The 18888-nt window shown below is 70.4% G+C and carries 18 protein-coding genes; 11 read left to right on the top strand and 7 right to left on the bottom strand.

The annotated features are described in order from the left end of the window. The first annotated feature begins 72 nt into the window (after positions 1–72). The 6 genes from ABT114_RS16385 to ABT114_RS16360 all read left to right on the top strand — a co-directional run bounded on the left by ABT114_RS16385 (position 73) and on the right by ABT114_RS16360 (position 5401). A complete protein-coding gene (locus tag ABT114_RS16385; protein ID WP_351142972.1) occupies positions 73–1242 on the top strand; it encodes an ATP-binding protein in 1170 nt (389 codons plus the stop codon). Then, positions 1239–1640, top strand: coding sequence for a roadblock/LC7 domain-containing protein (locus ABT114_RS16380; protein WP_351142970.1), 402 nt, complete (start codon positions 1239–1241; stop codon positions 1638–1640). Before ABT114_RS16385 ends, ABT114_RS16380 begins: the two co-directional genes overlap by 4 nt. Beyond that, positions 1637–2014, top strand: coding sequence for a DUF742 domain-containing protein (locus tag ABT114_RS16375; RefSeq protein ID WP_351142968.1), 378 nt, complete (start codon positions 1637–1639; stop codon positions 2012–2014). The genes ABT114_RS16380 and ABT114_RS16375 overlap by 4 nt, the downstream gene beginning before the upstream one ends. Further along, positions 1989–2582: a GTP-binding protein gene (locus ABT114_RS16370; RefSeq protein ID WP_351142966.1), complete on the top strand. Its 594-nt coding sequence runs from the start codon at positions 1989–1991 to the stop codon at positions 2580–2582. Before ABT114_RS16375 ends, ABT114_RS16370 begins: the two co-directional genes overlap by 26 nt. A gap of 8 nt (positions 2583–2590) precedes the next feature. Next, positions 2591–3952: a cytochrome P450 gene (locus tag ABT114_RS16365; protein WP_351142964.1), complete on the top strand. Its 1362-nt coding sequence runs from the start codon at positions 2591–2593 to the stop codon at positions 3950–3952. Between the two features lie 246 nt (positions 3953–4198). Then, positions 4199–5401, top strand: a complete 1203-nt coding sequence (locus ABT114_RS16360) for a tryptophan dimethylallyltransferase family protein (RefSeq protein WP_351142963.1) — start codon at positions 4199–4201, stop codon at positions 5399–5401. A gap of 70 nt (positions 5402–5471) precedes the next feature. Here ABT114_RS16360 and ABT114_RS16355 read toward each other — a convergent pair whose 3' ends face one another. Then, positions 5472–6761 carry a flavin-containing monooxygenase gene (locus ABT114_RS16355; protein WP_351142961.1) on the bottom strand — a complete coding sequence of 430 codons (1290 nt, stop codon included), beginning with the start codon at positions 6759–6761 and terminating at the stop codon, positions 5472–5474. A gap of 282 nt (positions 6762–7043) precedes the next feature. Between ABT114_RS16355 and ABT114_RS16350 the strand changes: the two genes are divergently transcribed. Next, complete coding sequence (locus ABT114_RS16350) at positions 7044–8672, top strand: IS200/IS605 family accessory protein TnpB-related protein (RefSeq protein WP_351142959.1); 1629 nt, start codon at positions 7044–7046, stop codon at positions 8670–8672. Between the two features lie 9 nt (positions 8673–8681). On the opposite strand, the gene ABT114_RS16345 is transcribed toward ABT114_RS16350, so the two are convergent. Further along, positions 8682–9053 carry a MazG-like family protein gene (locus ABT114_RS16345; protein WP_351142957.1) on the bottom strand — a complete coding sequence of 124 codons (372 nt, stop codon included), beginning with the start codon at positions 9051–9053 and terminating at the stop codon, positions 8682–8684. A 36-nt stretch (positions 9054–9089) separates the two neighbouring features. Then, positions 9090–9635, bottom strand: coding sequence for a DoxX family membrane protein (locus ABT114_RS16340; RefSeq protein WP_351142955.1), 546 nt, complete (start codon positions 9633–9635; stop codon positions 9090–9092). 140 nt (positions 9636–9775) lie between these two features. Here ABT114_RS16340 and ABT114_RS16335 point away from each other — a divergent pair, with 140 nt between their 5' ends. Both ABT114_RS16335 and ABT114_RS16330 read left to right on the top strand, forming a co-directional pair. Beyond that, positions 9776–10102, top strand: a complete 327-nt coding sequence (locus tag ABT114_RS16335; protein ID WP_351142953.1) for a nuclear transport factor 2 family protein — start codon at positions 9776–9778, stop codon at positions 10100–10102. An 81-nt stretch (positions 10103–10183) separates the two neighbouring features. After that, complete coding sequence (locus tag ABT114_RS16330; RefSeq protein WP_351142951.1) at positions 10184–11170, top strand: aldo/keto reductase; 987 nt, start codon at positions 10184–10186, stop codon at positions 11168–11170. 28 nt (positions 11171–11198) lie between these two features. Here ABT114_RS16330 and ABT114_RS16325 read toward each other — a convergent pair whose 3' ends face one another. Next, on the bottom strand, positions 11199–11921 hold the full coding sequence (locus ABT114_RS16325; protein ID WP_351142949.1) for an ABC transporter ATP-binding protein: 723 nt from the start codon (positions 11919–11921) through the stop codon (positions 11199–11201). Between the two features lie 94 nt (positions 11922–12015). Continuing rightward, positions 12016–13482, bottom strand: a complete 1467-nt coding sequence (locus ABT114_RS16320; protein WP_351142947.1) for an ABC transporter permease — start codon at positions 13480–13482, stop codon at positions 12016–12018. Between the two features lie 270 nt (positions 13483–13752). Between ABT114_RS16320 and ABT114_RS16315 the strand changes: the two genes are divergently transcribed. After that, entirely contained in the window at positions 13753–14940 is a 1188-nt protein-coding gene (locus ABT114_RS16315; protein ID WP_351142945.1) for a D-alanyl-D-alanine carboxypeptidase family protein, read from the top strand. A 273-nt stretch (positions 14941–15213) separates the two neighbouring features. On the opposite strand, the gene ABT114_RS16310 is transcribed toward ABT114_RS16315, so the two are convergent. Then, entirely contained in the window at positions 15214–15990 is a 777-nt protein-coding gene (locus ABT114_RS16310) for an SDR family oxidoreductase (protein WP_351142943.1), read from the bottom strand. A gap of 156 nt (positions 15991–16146) precedes the next feature. Here ABT114_RS16310 and ABT114_RS16305 point away from each other — a divergent pair, with 156 nt between their 5' ends. Beyond that, positions 16147–17817 carry an alkaline phosphatase D family protein gene (locus ABT114_RS16305; protein WP_351142941.1) on the top strand — a complete coding sequence of 557 codons (1671 nt, stop codon included), beginning with the start codon at positions 16147–16149 and terminating at the stop codon, positions 17815–17817. Here the strand turns inward: ABT114_RS16305 and ABT114_RS16300 are convergent. Beyond that, positions 17804–18847, bottom strand: coding sequence for a Gfo/Idh/MocA family protein (locus ABT114_RS16300; protein ID WP_351143015.1), 1044 nt, complete (start codon positions 18845–18847; stop codon positions 17804–17806). The two genes, ABT114_RS16305 and ABT114_RS16300, sit on opposite strands and share 14 nt — an antisense overlap. Between the last annotated feature and the right edge of the window lie 41 nt (positions 18848–18888).

Below are 18888 nucleotides of genomic sequence, written 5' to 3'. Positions count from 1 at the left end.
CGGGCGGTCCGCCGGTCCACCCGCATTGACGGGAATTCAGCAGCTGGCCGTCAGTCGCCTGAAGAGAGTCTTATGACGGAATACATACAGAACCCAGTGCTCTGGGCTCTCCTCGTCGTCACCCTTGTCGCAATTGCCTTGATTGTTCGTCAGCGTCGGGCAGCGCGTGCTTTACGGCAGGAGATCGACGGGCTGAGAAGCCATTACTCCGACCTGGAGAACCATTACTCGCAATCCGTCCAGGCAGCTCAGGAGCAAGCCGAAGAAGCGACCAAGACAGTCCTGAAGTCCGCGATGCGGACACTTCAGGGCCTTGCTGCCGAGCAGCAGTTGGTCATCTCGCGGCTCCAGAACAAGTACGGCGAGTCGGTCATTCTTCAAGATCTGCTTGAAATCGACCACACCAACTCGCAGTTCGGCCGGCGCGCCCAGTCCATCGCCGTGCTGTGCGAGGGCTGGCTGGGGCGGCAGCGAGACATCGCCTCCATTTATGATGTGGTACGCAGCGCCCAGGGTCGCATCCGGCATTTCCGCCGGGTGGAAATTCTGTCACAGGTCGACTTCGGTATCACCAGCCGGGCCGTCGAACCCGTGGCACTCGCACTCGCCGAGCTGCTCGACAACGCCACCAGCTATTCCAGCCCGGACACCGTCGTCGAAATCAATATCCGCACCGTGCCCAAGGGTATTTGCATCGTCGTCGACGACGCCGGTGTCGGTATGAACGACGAGGAACGGGCCAGGGCGGAGAAGCTCCTGTCCAGCGACCGGGTCTCCGGTGTCTCCGGGCTCGGCAACCCGCCCCAGTTCGGCTTCGCCGTGATCGGTGTGCTCGCCGAGCGCTTCGGCTTCGAGGTGTCCGTGGACTCCTCCTCACCGTACGGCGGCGTCCGCGCGGTCGTCCTCCTGCCGCACGACCTGCTCACCGGCATGCCCGAGCAGAAGGTCCCGGCTCCCGCCGTGCCCGCCGGCGCCATGCCGGGCACGAGTGCGCCCGAACCCGCGCTGAGCGCGTCCGCGACCTCCGACGGACTGCCGAGGCGGCGTCGCAAGCGGCCGATGGCCATCGTGCCGGGCAGCGCGCCCACCTCGCGCTCGTCGCAGCGCTCCGGTGCGGAGACGGCGGCGATCATGGGCGCCTTCCAGCGTGGCACGCAGTCGGGTCGGGCCACGCAGGCGGACCCCGGGGATCAGACGAGCAGCACCCGTGGTGCTGGCAGCGAAGGGCATGAGTACTCGTGAACGACGATCTGTCATGGATGCTCGACAGCGCTCTGGAGATTCCCGGGGCCCTGCACGCGGTCCTGATCTCCGCCGACGGGCTGCTGATGGCCCGGACGAAGGACTTCGACAAGGACAACGCCGACCGGGTCGCCGCCGCGATGAGCGGCGTGCAGTCGCTCAGCCGTTCGCTCGCCTTCTTCTGCGACGGAAACCATCTCCAGTGGCAGCAGACGCTGGTGGAGTTCGACGGCGGCTGGGTCTTCCTGATCTCCGCCGGGGAGGGCGCCTACCTCGGGGTCTCCGCCTCTCCTGACGTCGACATGCAGGACATCAGCTTCCGTATGCAGCAGCTCGTCGGCCAGCTCGGCAAGGCGTTGACCACGCCGCCGCGCGAGAACCTCGGCGCACGCTCATGACGTACCGCGACGAACTGGAGCCGGAGACAGCGGAGTTAGTACGTCCGTACGTCATCACCAAGGGCCGCGGCCTGCCCGACGAGGAGCAGCTGTCGCTGATCACCCTCGTCACGGCGGCCGCCGACGACCAGCGGCGCCCCACCCGGCTGTCTCCCGAGGAGCAGAACCTGCTGGACCTGTGCGACGCCGGCTACCTCTCGGTCGCCGAGATCGCCGGGCACACCCGGCTGCCCCTGGGCGTGGTGAAGATCCTCCTGTCCGCCCTCACCGAGAGCGGCCACCTCGTCACCCGCCCGCCGGTGGCACGTGCCGCCCTCGCCGACAAACAGATCCTGGAGGAGGTGCTGAATGGGCTCAGGGCCAAGTTTGGATGAGCGGGACTACGTGCGCGGCGGCGCGACGCAGACCGCCGTGAAGATCCTCGTCGTCGGTCACTTCGCGGTGGGCAAGACCACGTTCATCGGGGCGATCTCCGAGATCGCCCCGCTGTCCACCGAGGAGACGATGACGCGGGCCGCCGAGGCGGTCGACGACCTCAAGGGCGTGGACGGCAAGACCACCACCACGGTCGCCATGGACTTCGGCCGTCTGACCATCAGCGACCAGGTCGTGCTGTACCTGTTCGGCACGCCCGGCCAGCAGCGCTTCGTGCAGATGTGGGAGGACATGGCCCGCGGCGCCCTCGGCGCGCTGGTCCTCGTAGACCCCGAGCGGCTGGCGGACTCGTTCGCCGTCATCGACCTGATCGAGCAGTACGGACTCGACTACGCCATTGCCGTCAACCACTTCGACGGTTCGCCGCTGCGCGAGGAGCAGGCGCTGCGCGAGGCACTCGACCTGCTCGACGACACCCCCGTCGTCACCTGCGACGCCCGGGACGAGCGATCGTCGGCGCAAGCGCTGATCACCCTCGTCCGCCACTTGCAGGAACGTGCCCACTAGGAGCAGAGATGGACGCTCAGTCCCCCGTTCCGGTGCCCCCGCCCGGGTGCCCGGCACACAACTCCGGCGGCCGGGTGCCGCTGCACGGGCCGGAGTTCGCGGCCGATCCGCAGGCGTACTACGACTACATGCGCCACTACGGACCGACCGCGCCCGTCGAACTCGCCCCGGGAGTGGAGGCGACCCTCGTCACGGACTACGCGGCGGCGCTGCAACTGCTCCAGGACTCCGGCTCCTTCCGCAAGGACGCCCGGCGCTGGCGCCATCTCAACGAGGGCAAGATTCCCCCGGACAGCCCGATCACACCCGTCCTCGCTTACCGGCCCAACTGCATGTTCAGCGACGGCGCCGAACACCTGAGGCTGCGCCAGGCGGTCACGGACAGCATGGCCCGCGTCGACTCGCGCAAGGTGAGCCAGAGCACCGAGCAGGTCTCCAACTACCTGATCTCCCAGTTCGGTTCGCGCGGCTCGGCCGATCTGCTCGGCGACTACGCCAAGCAGCTGCCGCTGTTCGTGTTCAACGAGCTCTTCGGCTGCCCCGCCGGCATCGGCGACCGCGTCGTCTTCGGTATCACCGGGATGTTCGACGGTGTCAACGCCGAGAAGGCCGTCGAGGTGCTGTTCGGGGCGGTCGGCGAACTGGTGGCGCTCAAGCGGGCCAAGCCCGGCGACGACGTCACCTCGTGGCTGATGCAGCACCAGGCGGCGCTGACCGATGAGGAGATGGTCCATCAGCTCGCGCTCCTGCTGGTGGCGGGCAACGAACCGCTCCGGAACCTCATCGGTAACACCCTGCACCGGCTGCTCACCCACGACGCGTACGCCAACCAGGGCGGTCTGATCGACGAGGCGATCGACGACACGTTGTGGGAGAACCCGCCCATGCAGAACCTCGCGCCGCACTACCCGGCGGCCGACATGGAGTTCGCCGGGCAGAAGCTGCAGGCGGGTGATCTGGTGCTCGTCAGTTTCGCGGCCGCCAACACGGGCCCGGCGCTGACGGCCGCGCGTCAGGCCGGCAGCAACCGCGCCCACCTGGCGTGGAGCGCGGGGCCGCACGCCTGCCCGTCCAAGGATCCCGCCCGGCAGATCACCGTGACGGCCATCGAGAACCTGCTCAACCAGCTGCCCGACGTCGAACTCGCGGTGCCCGAAGACAGCCTGACGTGGCGTCCGGGCCCCTTCAACCGAGCCCTGGCCACGCTCCCCGCCCGCTTCACGCCCGTGCGGCCGATACGACGTCCAGCCGCTGCCGCCGCCACTACCCCGGCGACGGCGCCCCCGCCGGGGCCCCAGGCCGGCGCCGCGGGCCGCAAGCCGGAACGCTCCGGAATGTGGAGCCAGTTCCTGACCTGGCTGACAAGGTGATTCACACAACATCCATGAGCTTCACAGCTTTGCATGACGCTTCAACCATGAGGGTAGTGACCAACGCGGCATAACGTGTTGGTCACGAGACAAGGGAGGTGTCGTGGACCTCATATCCACCGACGCCACTTCACATCAGCTCTCCACGGTGTTGCTCGACCCCCTCATACGGGTCCTGCCCCGCAGGCAGGAAGGCAAGATACCCGCCCCTACGGGCGGGTATCTTCTTGTCTCCGGGGAGGTCCGGTGACGCAGCCCCGCTTTCTCGGCCGGACGGCCCCCGGCGCCCCGACGCTCGGTGCCTTCACCACAGGCCAGTTGGTACGGCTGTGCGACGTCGCCGGTCTGGACGCCTCCGACGCGGAGCTCTACGCGCGCGTACTCGCCGAGGCGCTGGGGCCCGTCGCCGATCGGCCGCTGGACCTTCCGCCGCCCTCCGACAGCTTCCTCTCCGACGACCACACCCCGGTGGAGTTCTCGCTCGCCTTCCAGCCGGACGCGCCCCCGACGCTGCGGGTGCTGGTGGAGCCAGGGGCCGGCGCAGGCAGCCTGGCGGAGAGCGGCCGCACCGGACTGCGCTTCCTGCGTGCGATGGCGCGCCGCTGGGATTTCGCCACCGACCGGCTGGACGAGCTGGAGGACCTGTTCTTCCCGCCGTCCCCGCAGGGCGCGTTCGCACTGTGGTGCGCACTGGAGCTGCGTCCCGGCGGTGTCCCCAAGGTCAAGGTGTACCTGAACCCCGCCGCGTCCGGACAGGAACGTTCCGCCGAAACGGTGCGCGAGGCGCTGCGCCGGCTCGGCCACCGGCAGGCGTTCACAGCGCTGCCCCAGGCCGACCGTCACCTGTTCTTCGCCCTGGACCTGGGCGACTGGGAGGAACCCAGGGTGAAGGTCTACCTCGCGCACCAGGACCTGTCGGCCGCGGAGGCAGGCGGCCTGTCCCGCACGGGCGGCGGACCCGGACAGGCGGAGATCCAGGCGTTCTTCCGTGCCGCGGCGGGGTACGACGCCGACCTCGGTATCGGGGACGGGGAGGCGGACGGGCACGACGTACGACTCGGCCGCCGGCCCGTCCAGTCCTGCCACGCCTTCACCGAGACGGCGAGCGGACTGCCGAGCGGCTTCACCCTCTACGTCCCGGTCCGGGACTACGTCCGCCACGACGGGGACGCCCTGGAGCGGGCGGTGGCCGTGCTGCGCCGCCAGGGCGTGGACGCCGCCCCGCTGGCCGCGGCGCTGGCCGCCGTCACCTCACGGCGGCCGCAGGACGGGACGGGGCTCATCGCCTATCTGGCGCTCGCCGACCAGCGGGGGAAGCCGCCGCGCGTCACCGCGTACATCTCCTCGGAGGCGTACCGGGTCCGGCCACCGGCCGTCCTGCTGCCTGCCGGTGCGGTCAGTGGGTCAGTGCATCGAGAACGCATGGAAAGCGCACTGACAGTGGATTGACAGGTGCATGATTAAAGCGTCGGGCCTGCCGTGGCCCGACGCCTTGCTCGTCATTCGCCTTCGGGGAGGGTCATTCCTCACGCAGCTCCCGTAGGTAAGGAGCCACGTCGACCAGGATCGAGGACTCCTTCGCTTTCCCGTACCGCTCGGCGATGCCGGTCAGGTACGCGGTGACCTCCTTGCGCATGACCTCCGCGGCCGGCAGCACGGCCTCGCCCTTGACGATCTGCGCGATCCAGCGCGACTGCGCCTCCACGAGCCGTGTGATGGAGCCCAGTGGACGTACCAGGCCGACGAAGTGCAGGCCCGGGTGGTCGGGCGCGATGACCCGCTTGTACAGCTCGACCGACCCCTGCGGGCCCACCGGGCAGCCCTCGGGCAGGAAGGGGAACGCCATGCGGAACCCGGTGCAGTAGACGATCGCGTCGGCTTCCTCCGCGGTGCCGTCGATGAAGCGGACCAGGCTGCCGTCGATGGACTCGATCGCCGGCCTGGGCGTCACCCCGCCGTGCCGTATCCGGCTGAAGATCTCGTCCGACAGGGTCACCGCCGAGGAGAACACCGGGTGGTCGGGCTCGGGAAGCCCGTAGTCCGACAGCTTGCCCCGGGCGGTGTGCAGCGCCTTCTCGACGAAGGTGCGCTGCTCGGCGAAGGGCATCTCCGTGAACCACGGGACCTCGGCCATCTCGTCCAGCGGTATGCCGAACAGCTGCTTGGGCATGATGTGCAGCCCGCGCCGGACCGACAGCAGGGTGCGCGCGGCGTGCCGGGACAGGTCCGCGGCGATGTCCACGGCAGACGCGCCCAGTCCTACGACGATGACCCGCTGTCCGGCGAAGTCGCTGCCGTCGCGGTAGTCGATGGAGTGGAGAATCGTGCCGGTGAAGGACTCGGAGCCGGGTGGCAGCGAATGCGGCATGGCCGGCTCGGTGTTGTGACCGGAGGCGACGACCACGTGCGTGAACCGCCGTGACGTCTCCACTCCGTCCGCATCCCGGCTGACGACCGTCCAGGTGTCGTCCAACCCCTGTTCCACGGACACCACTTCGGTGCTCAGCTCGACCCGGTCCCGCACCCCGGCCCACTCGGCGAAGGAGCGCAGATAGGCGGCGATGTCGCTGTGCCGCGGGTAGAGCGGGTAGGAGTCGGGCATCGGGAAGTCGGTGTAACCGGTCAGCCGCTTGACGCTGTTCAGATGCAGCGACAGGTAGGCCGGCCCACGTTCCCCGGCCTGCGGCTGCCGCCAGATTCCTCCGACATCCGGGGCCTTCTCCAGACAGACGAAGTCGACCCCCCGCTCCGCGAGAGCGTGTGCTGCCGCCAGACCGGACAGACCTGCACCGATCACGCACACAGTCACGGTTCCCCCTGCGGAACAGACTCGATTCCTTTACGTACGGGCATTGACTGCCCATCGAATCTGTCGAACACACGCGCCACAACCGTAACGAAGACCACAGTCAAGGGGGTTGCGAGCTGCTGTCGGTTTGCTGCATTGAAGTGAGTTGCGGCGAGCGGAAGAGTCCTGTCGGCGTGTTCACGGGGGTGGGAACGGGAGTTCTGGGGCCGAATGGGTGACCTTCGCGGCTGCTGCTCGTTGAGCTGGGTGGCAGACAGATGTCCGGCTTTAAGGGGGGATGTGGTGGGCGGTTTGCGGCAGCTGACCGCGTCCTTCGTGGTCCCTGGGCCTGCCGGTGTGGCGGTCCGGGACCGTCTCAAGCACCTCACGCCCCTGGACGAGAAGGTGCTGCGTGCGGTCGGTGCGCACCAGGGTGTGCTGGCCTCCCGTGATCTCAAGGCTCGCTGTGCGGACGGCCTGGAGCACAGCGCGGACACCTGGGCGGCGCGCAAGAGAGGCCTGACGGGGGTGTCGTCGTCGCGGATCGCGGGGGCGATCACCAAAGCCACGCATGATCAGTGGGCGCTCGCGCGCCGCTGCCAGGCCGCGCACATCCAGACGCTGGCAGACGGGATCAAAACGCTGCGGCACCGGCTGTCCCTCCCGGTCGGGGAGCCCGGAACGAAGCGGGCTGCGGGCGGTTACCGGTCGAAGAACGAGTGGTTCCGTAAGTCCCGCCGCCTCGCGATGCTGGAAGAGCGGCACGCCGCTGCGGTCCGTGACTGGCAGGCCGGACGGGTCCGCGTGGTACGGGGCGGCAAACGGCTCCTCAACACCCGCCACCATCTCGCCCAGGCCGAGCTCACCGAGGAACAGTGGCGGGAACGCTGGGAAGCGGAACGCTGGTTCATCGCTGCCGACGGCGAGTCAGGGAAGCGGTTCGGGAACGAGACGATCCGCGTCACCCCGGACGGCGAGGTGTCGGTCAAACTGCCCGCCCCGCTCGCGCACCTGGCCAACGCCCGGCACGGCCGGTACGTCCTCACCGCCCGCATCGCGTTCGCGCACCGGGGCGCGGAGTGGGCCGACCGCATCACCGCGAACCGGGCCGTCGCCTACCGCATCCACCTCGATACGGAGCGCGGACGCTGGTACCTCACCGCGTCCTGGCAACGCCCCCTCGTCCAGACCATCCCGCTCACCACCGCCCGCGCCCGGGGCATGATCGGCGTCGACACCAACGCCGACCACTTCGCCGCCTACCGGCTCGACCCGCACGGCAACCCGGTTGGTGACCCGCACCGCTTCTTCTACGACCTGTCCGGCACCACAGATCACCGCGACGCCCAGATCCGCCACGCCCTGACCCGTCTGATCAACTGGGCCAGGCGGGTCGGTGTCGCCGCTATCGGCATCGAAGACCTCGACTTCACCGCCGAGAAGACCCGGGAGAAACACGGCCGCCGCAAGAGGTTCCGGCAGCTCATCTCCGGCATCCCGACCGGCAAGCTCAAGGCCCGGCTCGTCTCCATGGCCGCCGAACAGGGCCTCGCGATCGTCGCGGTCGACCCGGCCTACACCAGCATGTGGGGTGCCCAGCACTGGCAGAAACCGCTGGCCACCCCGCACAGAAAGATGTCCCGTCACGATGCCGCCGGTATCGCGATCGGACGACGCGCCCTCGGCCACCCGATCCGGCGTCGGACGGCACCGCCCCCATACGACCGGAGTGATCGTGCGGGGCATCGGACCGTCCAGGCCGGACCGGGCACCCGGGGGCGTGAGGGAACCCGCCCACCCACCACGGACCGGCTCCCCGGAGAGCCGTCGCCGAACGGGAAGCGAAAGCGGGAACCCAGCGCATCCAACACCGTTCGGGATGCGCCCAGTACGCAGCAGTGGGTCCAAGACTCACTTATGCACACTGGTTAGGAATGGTTGTCAGCGCGGCAGTGAGCGCTCCGTGACCCTCGCCAGATGCCGGGTGAAGACCTCGCGGGCGTCGGGCGTCAGCGTGCGCAACGCCACCAGCGCGGTGATGACGACGTCGCACAGTTCCGCCTCGACGTCCTCCCATGTGTGGGTGGTGCCCTTGCGCGGGTTGTGCCCGGTCACGCCGATCACCGCCTGGGCGACCTCGCCGACCTCCTCCGACAGCTTCAGCATGCGCAGCAGGAGACCTTCCCGGCCGTCGTGCGGCCGGCCGGCGTCCAGCCAGGCCCACAGGTCGTCGACGCAGGCCCAGAGGTCCATGGGGGCGGTCGGGGCTGCCGGGGCTCCCGAGGCGGCGGGGGACGCGTCTTGATCACTCATGCACGCAGCCTGCCACGACCCCCCGGCGCCGAAGACCTACTCCTCGAAGAGCGCCTCCTGCGCGCCCTCCGCTCTCTCCCGCAGCCGCTTGTTGCGCAGGCCCACGACCAGGGTGGTGACCGCGGCGGTTGCCCCGAGCGCCGCCGGGACCATCCACCCCCGGTCGAACACGTGCCAGAGCGCATGGTCGAGGGAGAGGCGCCCCGGCCCCGCGACCGCGAGCCCGGTGGCGGCCAGCGCCAGGGTCGCCGCGTACTCGTAGCCACCCTCCTGAGCGAAGAACCCGGCGGGAGCGTGAACAGCAGCCGCTCCGGCCATGGCGCCGGCCGCTGCGGCGCCCGCCGCCGGAGTCGCGAGCCCCAGCGCCAGCAGCGCGCCGCCGCCCGTCTCCGCAAGGCCCGCCGCCACCGCGCTCGCCTTCCCGGGCGCGTACCCGATGGACTCCATCCACTGGCCGGTCCCCTCGAGCCCATGGCCGCCGAACCAGCCGAACAGCTTCTGCGTGCCGTGCGCGGCCAGCACTCCGCCGGTACCCAGTCGGAGCAGCAGCAGGCCCAGATCACGTCGGTCGTAACAGGTCACGAGGACTCCCCAGAGTCGTCAGCAGGAACAGGTCCCCCCGGGTTTCCACGGCTCCACCGTCGCACTCCTGACGCCCGGCGGTCCTGCCCGGGACGCCGTTCGGGTGGCGGGGCTCCGGGGCCGGTGCGAGCGTGGACCGCATGACGATTCAGACAGCGAGACTCAGCGACCCGGCCGTCCGCGCCTTCGTCACCGCCGTCAACGCCCACGACCGCGAGGGCTTGCTGGCGCTGCTCACGCCCGACGCGACCGTGGCGGACGACGGTGCCGACCGCGACCTCACGGAGTGGATCGACCGGGAGATCTTCAGCTCCCACGGTCACCTGGACGTCGACCGGGAGTCGGCGGGCGGCCGCGCCCTCCTCGCCCACTACAGCAACGACACCTGGGGCGAGATGCGCACCCGGTGGAGGTTCACGGTAGAGGACGACGGCAGGATCTCGCGGTTCGAGACCGGGCAGGCGTAAGCAGCCGCCGCACGACCCCTTGCGCTGAGTCGTTACGACCCCTTGCGCTGAAGTGCACTTCAACTCCTAGCGTCCGCAGGCATGGAGACCAGCAGGACACTGGGACGCAGCGGCATCCAGGTCAGCGCCCTCGGCTTCGGCTGCTGGGCCATCGGCGGCGAGTGGCAGACCCCCGACGGACAGCCCCTGGGCTGGGGGAAGGTCGACGACGACGAGTCCGTACGGGCGGTCCGGCGCGCCCTCGACCTCGGCGTCACCTTCTTCGACACCGCGGACACCTACGGCACCGGACACAGCGAGCGCCTACTCGGCCGGGCGCTGGGCAAGCGGCGGGCCGATGTCGTCGTCGCCACCAAGTGGGGCAACCTCTTCGACGAGCGCACCCGGACCGCCGACGGCCAGGACGCCTCCCCGGAGCACGCGCGCAGCGCCCTCACCGCGTCGCTCACCCGCCTGGGCACCGACTACGTCGACCTCTACCAGCTGCACATCTCCGACGCCGACCCCGACCATGCGGCACGACTGCGCGAGGTGTGCGAGGAGTTCGTACGGGACGGGCTCGTACGGGCGTACGCGTGGAGCACCGACGACCCGGCGCGGGCCGCGGTCTTCGCCGAGGGGGAGCACTGCACGGCCGTGCAGCACACGCTCAACGTGCTCCAGGACGCGCCCGGCATGCTGGCGCTGTGCGAGGCGTCGGACCTGGCGAGCGTCAACCGCAGCCCGCTCGCGATGGGGCTGCTCACCGGCAGGCACTCGGGGCGCGTGGCCCTCGAAGCGGGGGACATCCGCAGCCGGCCGCCGGCCTGGCTCCCGGGCTTCGGCGACGGTTCCGGCGCCGATCCGCAGTGGCTGGCCCGCGTGGACGCGCTGCGGGACATCCTCACCAGCGGCGGCCGTACGCTCGCCCAGGGCGCCCTCGCCTGGATCTGGGCGCGCAGCCCGCGCACCGTGCCGATCCCGGGCTTCCGGTCGGTCGCGCAGGCCGAGGAGAACGCGGGCGCCATCGCGAAGGGGCCGCTCACCGCCGGGCAGTTGGCCGAGGTCGACCACATACTCGGGAGGTGAACGGCCCCGGCGGGACCAGCGAGGACGCTCAGTGGTTCTGGCCGCCGTGCGCCTGCTGCGCGTACTGCCGGCCGCCGCCCTGCTCGGTCAGCGTGATCTTGCCGGCCTTGATGGTGGCCAGGCGCGGGGCGCGGCGGGCGATGGACGAGTCGTGGGTGACCATGATGAAGGTCAGCCCGTACTCGTGCCACAGGCCTTCCAGCAGGCCCATGATGTCGTCACGGGTGCCCTCGTCGAGGTTGCCGGTGGGCTCGTCGGCGAGCAGCACCTTCGGCTTCTTGACCAGCGCGCGGGCGATGGCGACACGCTGCTGCTGGCCGCCGGACAGCTCGGTCGGGACGTGGCCGAGCCGCTCGCCGAGGCCGACCGAGCGCAGCGCCTCGGCCGCACGCTCGCGGCGCTCGGCGGGCTTGACGCCGAGCGGCACGAGGGCGGTCTCGACGTTCTCCTGGGCGGTCAGCGTCGGGATGAGGTTGAACGCCTGGAAGATGATGCCGATCTTCTCGGCGCGCAGCCGGGTCAGCTTGGCCTCGCTGATGCGCGCGAGGTCGACGCCGTCCAGCTCGACACTGCCCTCGGAGGGACGGTCCAGGCCGCCGATCATCTGCAGCAGCGTCGACTTGCCGCCGCCGGTGGGGCCCTGGATGACGAGCTGGTCGCCGTCCTCGATCGTGAGGTCGATGCCGCGCAGCGCCTCCACCGTCTCCTTGCCCCGCGTGTAGCGCTTGGTGACGCTGGTCAGTCTGTACATGGGTGCTCCGTGAGTTGAGGAGGAAGGGGAGGAAGTGGGGGAGGGGCGCCGCCTCCCGGGGGGAAGGTGAGGCGGCGCCCCAGCACGGGGGGTGTTACGAGACGCTGCGCAGGGCGTCGGCCGGGCGCATCCGGGAGGCGCGCCAGCCGCCCATGGCACCGGCGATCAGACCGCCGGCGACCGCGAGGCCCACGGAGAGCGCGATGGTGGTCACCGAGACCGGGGCCGACAGGGCGATCTCCATGGTGTTCTGGGTCGCCTGCTGGCCCATGCCGCCGCCGCCCGGGCCGCCGCCCATGCCGCCACCGGCACCGCCGCCGGTGCTGCCGAGCTGTGCGGTCAGCTTCGGGCTGATCGCGGTGACCGTGTACGCGGCGGCCAGGCCCAGGGCGATGCCGAGGGCACCGCCGAGCAGACCGTTGACCATGGACTCGCCGACGACCTGACGGGTCACCCGGCGGCTCGGCCAGCCGAGCGCCTTGAGGGTGCCGAACTCCCGCACCCGGCGGGACACGGCCGAGGAGGTCAGCAGCGCGGCCACCAGGAAGGCGGCGACCAGCACCGCGATGGACAGCCACTTGCCGACGTTGGTCGCCAGGTCGGAGGCGGTGGACAGCGAGCCGGAGACGGTGTCCGCGAGGTCGGCGGAGGTGGTGACCGTCGTACCCGAGATGTTCTTCTGGATCGTCGCCTTGACGGTGTCGATCTGCTTGGAGTCGGTCGCCTTGACGTAGATCGTGGTGACCTTGTTCTTCGAGTCGCCCAGCGTCTGCGCCTGCTTCAGCGGCAGGTAGACGTCCGTGGTGGAGTCACTGCTGTCGGGCGTCGCGATGCCGATGACCGTGTACTTGGTGCCGGAGATCTTGAAGGTCGAGCCGACCTTGTACTTGTTCTCCTTGGCGTACGACTTGCTGAGCACGGCGACCTTGGCGTTGGTCTGCGCGGCCGTGAAGGTCTTGCCGGAGGTGATCTTCGACGAGGACAGCGGGCCCAGGTTCTGGTTGGTGACGTCGACGCCGACGACCGAGTAGGAGTTCACGTCGAACGAGGCGCCACCGCCCTGCACCTGCGGCTGACCGCTGCTGCTGCCGCCGCCGGGGCCACCCTGGCTGCTCTGGCCGCTGGTCGAGCTCTGGGCCTTGCCCTGGGTGAAGGAGCCGTCGACCTTGGTGACGTTCAGGCTGAGCGCGCCGACCGCACTGGACACGCCCTTCTGCGAGGAGACCTTCGTGACGAGGGAGGCGGCAAGTGCCTGACCGCCCTGCGTCATCACCCGGTCGGAGCTCTGCGTCGAGTCGTCGTCGTCCTCGGACTTCGCGTCGAACTGGAAGTTCGGTCGCTGTGAGCTGTTGCTGGTGGGCGCCGTGCGGGCCTTGGTGACCGTCATGTCGGTGCCGAGGCCGTAGAGCGACTTCAGGACCTTGTCCTGGGCCTGATTCATGCCGGCCGACACCGAGTTGACGGTGATGACCAGGGCGATTCCGAGCGCCAGACCCAGTGCGATGACCAGAGCCGCCTTCTTGCGCCGGCTCAGCTCGCGCTTGAGATAGATGCCAAACATCCCGTTCCTCGAAGGTTCTTGGCGCCCGCTGTGGGCGCGGCCACAAGCTAGGAAGAAACCTTTGAGTCCTACTGAGTAAAGGATGTGTGAGGGCTGAGAATATGAGGCCCGGAATCAAATTTCCGTAAGACAGCTGATTCCTAAGCTGTGATGGGGTCATTGCCAGGAAAGCCCTGTTCAATGGCTGGCCGTCGGCTTCCTTCGGGGCCCCTTCACAGACTTCACGGACCCGCTGCACGGCGTCACAGACTCGCTTTGTACGGTCCCAGGGTGCGCGAATCCTCCCGGCTGAGCCGGCGTTCCCTGCTCGCCCTCACCGCGGCCGTCCCGCTGGCCGCTGCCGTGCCCGCGTCTGCCTCTGAGTCTGCCTCCGCCGCTGCCTCCGCCGCGACGGACGTGACCGGCGTGATCGGCGGCGAGCGGCTGGCCCGTGCCGGGGTCCAGGTGCGGGGTGCCACCGGGCTGCCCAAGAAGCTCTCCGCCCGTGCCTGGCTGGTCGCCGACCACGACACGGGCGAGGTGCTCGCCTCCTACCGCGCGCACCAGCGCCTGGCGCCGGCGTCCACGCTGAAGATGCTGTTCGCCGCCACGGTCCTGGAGAAGTTCGAGCGGACCGAGCGGTACACGGTCACCGACGCGGACCTGGCCGGGATACCGGCGGGGTCCAGTTTGGTCGGCGTGAAGGCGGGGATCACGTACACCGTCGAGCAGTTGTGGCAGGGCGTCTTCCTGCGCTCCGGCAACGACGCGGTGCATGTGCTCGCCCGGATGAACGGCGGGCTGGCGCGGACGGTCGCCGAGATGCAGGCCAAGGCCGCGGACCTGCAGGCCCTGGACACGCATGTGGTCAGCCCGGACGGCTTCGACCACAAGGGGCAGCTGTCGTCGGCGTACGACCTCACGCTCTTCGCCCGGCACGGGCTGCAGGACGCCGACTTCCGCGCGTACTGCGCGACGAGGACGGCCGACTTCCCGGCGGGCGGCAAGAAGACGTTTCAGATCCAGAACACCGACCGGTTGCTGTCGGGCGCGTACGGGGTGAAGACGTACAAGGGCCTGATAGGGGTGAAGAACGGCTACACCAGCAACGCCGGCAACACCTTCACCGGCGCCGCCACCCGGGGCGGCCGCACCTTGCTCGTCACCGTGATGCACCCCGAGAGCGGCTACAACGCCGTCTACGAGGAGACGGCCGCGCTGCTCGACTGGGGGTTCGCGAAGGCGGGTTCGGCGCAGGCGGTGGGCACGCTGGTCGAGCCGCTGAGCGAGGGCGGGGCGAGCGCGTCGCCGTCGCGGAAGGCGGTGCGGGCGGCGGCCGGATCGCCGGCCGCGGCGGCGGACGGCACCTCGCCGTGGCGGCTGCTGGAAGGGGGCGCGGGGGCGGTCGCGCTGGCGGCGGGCGGGGCGTACGCGCTGCGCAGGCGCCTGGCGGGCCGCGGGGGCCGGCACACGGGGTGACGTACGCGGGAGGCCGGCACTCTCGGGGTGACGTACGCGGCAGCCGTTCCACGGATCGGTGCGTACCCGCGGTCCCACGCGCGGTCCACCCCCCACCCGACGCCGTGGAACGGCCGCCGCCTCCCCCCTCGGTATGGCCTGCGGAACCCCACTACTCCAAATGTGAAGCTCTTGTGTAGGCGATTTGAGCATAAGGCCGCTATCGGCCGCAATGGTGCGGAGGGGTAAATTCCCTTTGTGTAGGTTGACGAGTTGACGATCCGTGGGGGGCGCTCAGCCGCGCCCCACGTACGGCATCGTCGTCGCCAGTACCGTCGCGAACTGCACGTTCGCCTCCAGCGGCAGCTCCGCCATGTGCCGCACGGTGCGTGCCACGTCGGCCACGTCCATCACCGGCTCGGGGACCATCTCCCCGTTCGCCTGGAGGGCGCCCGTCTGCATACGGGCCGTCATGTCGGTGGCCGCGTTGCCGATGTCGATCTGCCCGACCGCGATTCCGTACGGCCGCCCGTCCAGCGACAGGGACTTGGTCAGGCCCGTCAGCGCGTGCTTGGTCGCGGTGTAGGCGGCCGAGTGCGGCCGGGGTGTGTGGGCCGAGATCGAGCCGTTGTTGATGATCCGGCCGCCCTGCGGGGCCTGCTCCTTCATCCGCCGGTACGCCGCCTGCGCGCACAGGAACGCCCCGTTGAGGTTGGTGTCCACCACGTGCCGCCACGCGTCGTAGGACAGCTCCTCGACCGGCACTCCGCCCGGCCCGAACGTCCCCGCGTTGTTGAACAGCAGGTCGACCCGCCCGAACCGGTCCACGGTGGCGGCGAACAGCGCGGCCACGTCGTCCGGGCGCGACACATCCGTCCGTACGGCGACGGAGGCGCCCTCCGGCACCAGCCCCGCCGTCTCCTCCAGCGGCCCCTGACGCCGGCCCGCCAGCGCCACCGACCAGCCCGCGCGCAGCAACTCCACGGCCACCGCACGGCCGACGCCGGAGCCCGCGCCGGTCACCACCGCGATCCTCGACTGCTTGGCAGTTTCCCTGACATTGGCATTCATGGGCTCGCAGCGTAGAGGGCGGTCCTCGTGGTCCGGCAGTCCGGTAGTCCGCGATACGGAAGCTGCTGTCCGCCATCCGAGCGATGCGTGCGCGGTGGAGCGTGTCGTGCGCGGCCGCCTCCCCGTCTCCTCCCTCAACTGTCCGGGGAGGAATGAATGACAATCACAGCATTCCAGTCGTATCGGGTCCCGTCGTATGGGGTCTCCTCGCGGCACACGCCCGAACTCCGGGCCGCCGCCCGCCACATCGGCCGCCGCCGTTTCCTCGGCGTCACCGGCGCGGCCATGGCGCTCGCCTTCGCCGTGGACCTCCCCAGGCCCGGGGTGGCGGCCGCGGCGGAGCTGGATGTGGCGCGCATCGCCACCGACCCCTTCACCCTCGGCGTGGCCTCGGGCGACCCGCTGTCCGGCTCGGTGCTCCTGTGGACCCGGCTGGCGCCCGCCCCGTACCAGCCCGACGGCGGACTGCCCGCCGAACGGGTCGACGTCGACTGGGAGGTGGCCCGCGACGAGGCGTTCGCCACCGTCGTCAGGCGCGGAACCGCCACCGCGCACCCCGAGTTCCAGCACACCGTCCACGTCGAGGCCGACGGCCTCGAACCCGGCCGCGTGTACTACTACCGCTTCCGCGCGGGCGCCTGGCTCAGCGAGACCGGCCGCACCCGCACCGCGCCCGCCGCCACCGGCTCGGTGTCGTCACTCACCTTCGCCGCCGTCGCCTGCCAGGCCTACCAGGACGGGTACTTCACCGCCCACCGCCACCTCGCCGAGGACGACGTCGACCTGGTCTTCCACCTCGGCGACTACCTCTACGAGTACGCGGTCGACGCGGCCGGCGGCGCCCGCGCCTACACCGACCGCCGGCTCCCCGCGCTGTTCAACCACGAGACCGTGTCGCTGGAGGACTACCGGCTGCGCTACGCCCTCTACAAGACCGACCCCGACCTGCGGGCCGCGCATGCCGCGCACCCCTTCGTCGTCACCTGGGACGACCACGAGACCGAGAACAACTACGCGGGCGCCGTTCCCGAGAACGCCGTCCCGCCGGAGGAGTTCCTGCTGCGCCGCGCCGCCGCCTACCGGGCGTACTGGGAAAACCAGCCGCTGCGCCCGGCGCAGCTGCCCACGGGCCCGGACATGCGGCTCTACCGGCGGCTGCAATGGGGCCCGCTCGCCCAGTTCGACGTGCTGGACACCCGCCAGTACCGCTCCGACCAGGCCTACGGCGACGCACCGCACGTCCCCGGCCCGGAGAGCGAGGACCCGGCGCGCACGATGACCGGCGCGGCCCAGGAGCGGTGGCTCCTCGACGGCTGGCGCGACTCGACCGCGCTGTGGAACGTCGTGCCGCAGCAGGTCTGCTTCTCCCGGCGGCGGATGGACCTCGACCCGGTCGCGAAGGTCTCCATGGACGCCTGGGACGGCTACCCGGCCTCGCGCCGCCGCATCCTCGACGGCGCGAAGGCGGCCGGCGTCGAGAACCTGATGGTGCTGACCGGTGACGTGCACGTCGGCTACGCCTTCGACATCAAGGACGACTTCGACGACCCGGCCTCCCGCACCCTCGGCACCGAGATCGTGGCCACGTCGATCGCCAGCGGCAAGGACGGCTCCCAGCGGCCCGGGAACTGGGCCACGTTCATGACCGCCAACCCGCACCTGAAGTTCTACGACGGGCGGCGCGGCTATGTCCGGGTCGAGCTGGGGCAGGAGCTGGCCCGCGCCGACTTCAGGGCCGTGCCGTACGTGACGACGCCGGGGGCGCCGGTCACGACGGCCGGGTCCTTCGTGACGGAGGTGGGGGAGCCGGGGCTCAAGCCGGCGTGAGGGCGGGCTCGTTGGCGCCCCCGGGTTCCTCGGTGGTCTCGCCGGGGTAGCGGACGCCGACGCGGTCGCGGATCGTGTCGAGCGTGCGCATCACGGCGAGGGTGCCGTCGAGCGGGACGAGCGGGGACTCGGTCTCGCCGGCCCGCAGGGCGCGCATGACCTCCCTGGCCTCGTGCTTGAGGCTGGTGCGGGGGCCGTCGGCCGGGCCGGCGGCGAACTCCTCGGGGTCGCGGCCGTCACGGTGCAGGACGAAGCGGTCCGGGTGGAAGAAGCCGTTGGGGATGTCGATGCGGCCGGCGGAGCCGGTGACCGAGGCCGTGACGGCCGTACCGCCGACGAGGGAGCAGTGCACCGAGGCGAGAGCGCCGCTCTCCCATGAGAGCAGTGCTCCCGTCTGGAGATCGACGCCCTCGTCCGAGAGCACCGCTCTCGCCGTGATGTCCGACGGTTCCCCGAGCAGCAGGTGCGCGAACGACACCGGGTACACGCCGAGGTCCAGCAGTGCGCCCCCGCCCTGTGCCGGATCCCGCAGCCGGTGCGAAGGCGGGAAGGGACCCGCCAGCCCGAAGTCGGCGTGCACACTGCGCACCTCGCCGATCGCGCCGTCGTCCACCAGCGCCTTCAGCCGCCGCACCAGTGGATTGCAGTACATCCACATCGCTTCCATCAGGAAGCTCCCGCGCTCCCGCGCCAGCGCGACCAGTTCCTCCGCCTCGCGCACGTTCAGCGTGAACGCCTTCTCGCACAGCACGTTCCGCCCGGCCTCCAGGCACAGACCGGCGGCCGCCCGGTGCGCCGAGTGCGGGGTGGCGACGTACACGACATCGATGTCCGCGTCCTGCGCGAGCGACTCCCAGTCGCCGTACGCCCGGGGTATCCCGAACCGCTCCGCGAACGCCTCCGCCGACGCCCGCGTCCGTGAGGCCACCGCCACCACCTGCGCGTCCGGCAGGTCCACCAGGTCCGCCGTGAACGCCGCCGCGATCCCGCCGGTCGCCAGGACTCCCCAGCGCACACTGTCTTCCGTCATCGTCATGCGGCCCCCACCCTCGCTCATGTGGCCTTCGGCAT

This window comes from Streptomyces sp. NPDC002088 (genome assembly GCF_040296605.1).
Lineage (GTDB): Bacteria > Actinomycetota > Actinomycetes > Streptomycetales > Streptomycetaceae > Streptomyces.
The sequence above is the reverse complement of the archived record's forward strand: the minus strand, read 5'-3'. Positions and strand labels throughout refer to the sequence as shown.